This window comes from Salinibacter sp., from assembly GCF_042218895.1.
Lineage (GTDB): Bacteria > Bacteroidota > Rhodothermia > Rhodothermales > Salinibacteraceae > Salinibacter.
In genome coordinates this window covers 1-4,661 of record NZ_JBDGQQ010000042.1, presented here as the reverse complement: position 1 = coordinate 4,661, position 4,661 = coordinate 1, and the positions used below count along the sequence as shown (strand labels likewise).

Here is a 4,661-nt window from a genome sequence, read left to right as displayed (position 1 = left end):
GCTCGCGCAGGATGGCTTCTACGTCGAGCGACGATGTTGGAAGGTCGAAGTTCATGGGGCGCGGGAAGAAGTTTTGGGAACGCAATGCAGCCAAGGATCGGACGGTGAACAGTGCCTCACCGACCGCCATGCAATCGTGCACTGGGGGAACGAGGAAGCCCCTGGGTTCACTTCCACTCCTCAGGCACGGGATGATGATACTGATCGGGCGGATCGCCGTACGCTTCCAGCACCGTTGGCTCCTCAACTTCCTGTCTTTTGTCCCCGATCTCGTCCAGGCGGAGAGCAAACTCCCAGGACTCGCCGAAGTCGTAGAGGTACGAGAGCGTCTCGCCGGGAGCGAGGGGAAGGTCGCCGACCTGGACCTCGTCGGCGTACGGGGGCTCTTGGTAGCTGTCAGGTGTGTTGACGGCCTGCTCCCATCCATAAACGTCCTGATACCGGAAGCGGTACAGGTGAGCCCGATCGAACCCCACGGCGTCGAGGATGGTCTCGCTCACTTCGTGCAACGTGGAGGCACCCGGAAAGGCCATCCGCCATCCCACCGGCTCGCCTCTCCGGCGTTCAAGTTCGACATCGAAGACGTGCGTGTCGGGGCGGAACTCAGCGTGGGGCTCCGGCAACGTGCGGTCGTACGCCGGAAAGTATGGTTGCAGAACCCGCCTCAGGTCGCGTGCACTCAGCAAAAACGACTCCCGGTCGAAATCCCACGCTGAATCATCGTCCGCCGCTGCCTTCTCCTGGACCGCGTTGGCAATCCGGAGCAGCAGCGCCTTGCCGTACGGCTCAACCGTGATGCGCTGCACCTGCCAGGGCTCACCCGCCATGGTGCCCGCCTCGTCGAGGTCTACGAGCCCGAACAGCCACATGAGGGCTAGGTGGAGTTCGCCGGGACGACGCTTGAGCTCCCGACGATCGCTGTCGTCGAGCTTGGCCCCCAGGGGCGTGGGCTGGGTTTCGGTAATCAGCGTTAGTGCAGGCCGGAGATTTCCATCAAACGCCTTGCCCCGCTGGTCGAAGATCTGGTCCTCGTTCGCCCGGTTCAGCCAAGCCTCCAGGAGGGCAAAGTACTGCTCCGTCGGATTCAGGTCCCGCCACGACGCCACGACAGCTTCGTTCAACACCAGCCGGAAACTGCCGCCGACCTCTCGCGGCTGGGCCATTCCTGCGGCGCGCAGGAGCAAGTTCAGCCCCGCAATGGGCGGGAAGGCACTCTGCTGAAGCCGCTTGTATTCGGTCTCGATGGGGTGGCTCAGTTGCGCATTGAGGGAGGGGAGGGCCGTTCGGGAAATGGCGTGCTGGCTCTCGCTTACGGGCACCCCTTCGTCCCCAATCACCGACAGCATTGTCTCCAGGTCGCGGAGAACGGGACCGGGATCCTCCTTCGTGATCTCCTGTCGGTCCAGGAGCTTTTCGTGATTCGAAGTGTATGAGGGAAGTGAGCGAAAGCCAATCATGGCTGAGACGAATTTAGGTCGGTGGGTGCTGCGCCGCGGCAGAAGCGTTCGCGGGACCTTCTGACAACGCCACGTTTTACCGAGATCTCGCTGAGGGGGCCGCATCCGATGGGGCCCACGTTTCAGAAGGCGCAGGATGCTCCATGTCGGCCTTAGAAGAACGGCTTCGTTGAACGACGAGGCGCGAAGGAACGCTGAAAAGTACACTCCCTGGTTAACGCCCACGTTCCAATGGTGCCATCGACTCGTCTTCTTCTGGCCCTTTCGTGTGCTCTGCTCCTCGGCCTGCGCACTGGCGCGGCCCAGCCCGACACGAGCAGGTTTGCTCAGGCGCGCCACCAGATGGTGCGCACCCAGATCGAGGCGCGCGGCGTAACAGACGAGGGGGTGCTGCGAGCCCTGCGCACGGTGCCCCGCCACAAGTTCGTCCCCGAGCACCCGCCCGAGTTGGCGTACGCGGATCGCCCCTTGCCCATCGGACAGGGGCAAACCATCTCACAACCCTTCATCGTGGCGTACATGACCCAGGCCGTACAGCCGGACTCCACGGATCGTGTCCTAGAGGTGGGGACCGGATCGGGCTACCAGGCGGCCGTCCTCGCCGAGATCGTCGACTCGGTCTACACCATCGAGATCGTCCCAGAGCTGGCCCGGACGGCCCGCCAGCGACTCGATCGCCTCGGCTACGGCAACGTCGTGGTAAAGCAGGGGGACGGGTACAACGGGTGGCCCGCCCACGCCCCGTTCGACGCCATCGTCGTGACCGCCGCCCCAGAACAAGTCCCGCCCCCCCTGGTCGAGCAGCTTGCCCCTGGAGGACGCCTAGTGGCACCGGTGGGGCCGGAGGGAGGTACGCAAGAGCTCCTCCTCCTCACGAAGCAGGAAGACGGCACGACCGCGCGGAAGACCTTGATGCCGGTCCGCTTCGTGCCGTTCCAGCGCAAGAACTGAGACCGCGCCCCGCGCGTCCGGGCCCGCGGGAAGACGCTAAGAAGATAATTTTGCGTTGATGATTTTCTCGGCCTGCGTTCTCATCATACAACTCTTCGTTCCCCACCAACGCCCCCGCTGACATGCGTTCTTCGTCCCGCCGTGAGTTTTTGAAGTACCTGAGCTGGGCCGGAGCGGCCCTGAGTCTGCCATGGCCCGCGTCCGCCACCACGTCCGACCATCCGGGCCGGGCCGTCGAGGTGACCGGTCGCGTGCGGGGGCCGAACGGTGGACTCGAGGGCGTTCCGGTTACAGACGGAATCAATGTTACGCAGACGGGCGCCGATGGGCGGTATCAGCTCGCCTCGTCGACCCGCCAGCCGTTCGTCTATCTCTCGGTGCCGGCCGGCTACCGGTTGCCAACGCACGATACCGGCACGGCCCACTTCTACCGGCCGCTCGATCCGGGCGAGGGCGACGCCGTGGAGGCGACATTTCGGCTCCAGCCGCTCGACCGTGCCGACGAGAAGCACGCCTTCCTCTTCCTGGCCGACCCGCAGACGCAGACCGAAGCCGAGGTGCAGGAATTTCAGGACGGAACGGTGCCCGACGTCCGGCAGACGGTGAAGGCGCTCGGGGACCGTCCCGTCTTCGGCGTCGGCGGGGGCGACCTCGTGTTCGATGATCTGTCGCTCTTTCCCGGCTACGAGGCCGCCGTCCAGCAAATGGGCATTCCCGTCGTGCAGGTGGTGGGGAACCACGACCTCAATTTCGATGCGCCCGGCGACCCCGGCTCAACGGCCACGTTCCGTCAGTATTTCGGGCCGGAGTATTACTCGTTCGACCGCGGCGCTGTCCACTACGTGGTGCTCGACGATGTGTACTGGCCGGGCAGCGACGGCTTCGGCCGGAAGACCGACGACTACTTTGGACACCTCGACCCTGCCCAGCTCGCGTGGCTGAAACAAGACCTTGCCCTCGTCGAGGATGGGCGACCGGTGGTCGTGCTTCTTCACATCCCACCGCTGAGCACCGCCTATGAGCGACGCGGCGAGTCCAGCCCGTCGGTCCGCGGCATGATTAGCAACCGGGACGCGCTCTACGAGCTGCTGTCGCCGTTCGATGCCCACATCATCAGTGGGCATGTCCACGAGAACGAGCATCGCTACGCGGCCTCTCCGCACGAGCACGTCGTAGGCACGACCTGTGGAGCGTGGTGGACCGGGCCCATCTGCTACGACGGCACGCCCAGGGGGTACGCGGTCTACGAGGTAAACGGAGAGTCTCTTCAGTGGCGCTACAAGGCCACGGGCCACGACGCCGACCATCAGCTTCGTCTCTATCCGGCGGGGGCTGATCCAACGTCGCCCGACGAGTTTGTCGCCAACGTCTGGGGTGCCGACGACGAGTGGACGGTCGTCTGGTACGAGGACGGTGTGCGCACCGGCCATATGGCCCGGCGTGTGGGGGTCGATCCGATGAGCGACCGCCTCTACGACGGCGACGATCGGCCGGAGAAGCACACGTGGGTCGACCCCCAGCCCACCGCGCACCTCTACTACGCCCCCTTCAACCCCGACGCGAGCCGGATTCGGGTGGAGGCCACCGACCGCTTCGGCCGCACGTACACATCGGCGCTCAACGCGGAGGCCGATCCTGCCGGAACGACGTCGGGCTGATGTTGGGAACATCTATTTCGCCGGAGCCCCACACGCTGCTGTCAGAGGGAGACTCGGAGTCCGCCGGAAAGAGAAAGGTGAGGAGACGCGTGGAGGATGACGGTGGGCTCGGCGAAAAACGTGACGACGGATCGGATCTCTATTCCCCCTCCTGCCTGGACGTGCAAGCTGTTCTGCGTCGATTCAAACTGGCGGGTCGTGGTGCCGTACGGGGGAACGTCGTTGAAAAGATCCCTCTTGCCCTCAGTAGTGGACCGGCGGTGTTGAAGGCCGGCTACCCCATACAGTGCGACGACCCCACGCCTGAATACCTCCACATTCAGGTGCGCGCTCACTGTCCAGAGGGTCTCCTCGTACTCACTCCTCGTGAAGGCACTGGTACGCTCGCGGTGCGTCGGGACGAAAATGTCGCTCCGAAGTCCCACTGCGAAGCGATCACTGATCTGCCGAGTAGCGGTGAGTCCGATTCCAGAGGCGCCCGGTTGTGCCAGGTACGCATACTCGACCCCCAGCGAAAGTCTTTCACTGGTGTTCTGGGCGAGGCTCATGTTAGCTCGGGGCTGAACAATCTTGGTCTGCCGTTTTGCAAGTAGCC

At 64.3% G+C, this 4,661-nt stretch carries 4 protein-coding genes; 2 read left to right on the top strand and 2 right to left on the bottom strand.

Going from position 1 to position 4,661, the window contains the following annotated elements:
* Nucleotides 1–167 precede the first annotated feature (167 nt).
* Entirely contained in the window at nucleotides 168–1,457 is a 1,290-nt protein-coding gene (locus ABEL04_RS04605; protein WP_375801212.1) for an IS1096 element passenger TnpR family protein, read from the bottom strand.
* A 231-nt stretch (nucleotides 1,458–1,688) separates the two neighbouring features.
* Between ABEL04_RS04605 and ABEL04_RS04600 the strand changes: the two genes are divergently transcribed.
* Together ABEL04_RS04600 and ABEL04_RS04595 are read left to right on the top strand one after the other, a co-directional pair.
* Complete coding sequence (locus tag ABEL04_RS04600) at nucleotides 1,689–2,408, top strand: protein-L-isoaspartate(D-aspartate) O-methyltransferase (protein WP_375801211.1); 720 nt, start codon at nucleotides 1,689–1,691, stop codon at nucleotides 2,406–2,408.
* Nucleotides 2,409–2,530: 122 nt separating this feature from the next.
* Entirely contained in the window at nucleotides 2,531–4,066 is a 1,536-nt protein-coding gene (locus tag ABEL04_RS04595) for a calcineurin-like phosphoesterase C-terminal domain-containing protein (protein ID WP_375801210.1), read from the top strand.
* A gap of 41 nt (nucleotides 4,067–4,107) precedes the next feature.
* On the opposite strand, the gene ABEL04_RS04590 is transcribed toward ABEL04_RS04595, so the two are convergent.
* Nucleotides 4,108–4,661, bottom strand: a 554-nt coding sequence (locus ABEL04_RS04590) for a hypothetical protein (RefSeq protein ID WP_375801209.1), incomplete at its 5' end; no start/stop codon positions are given.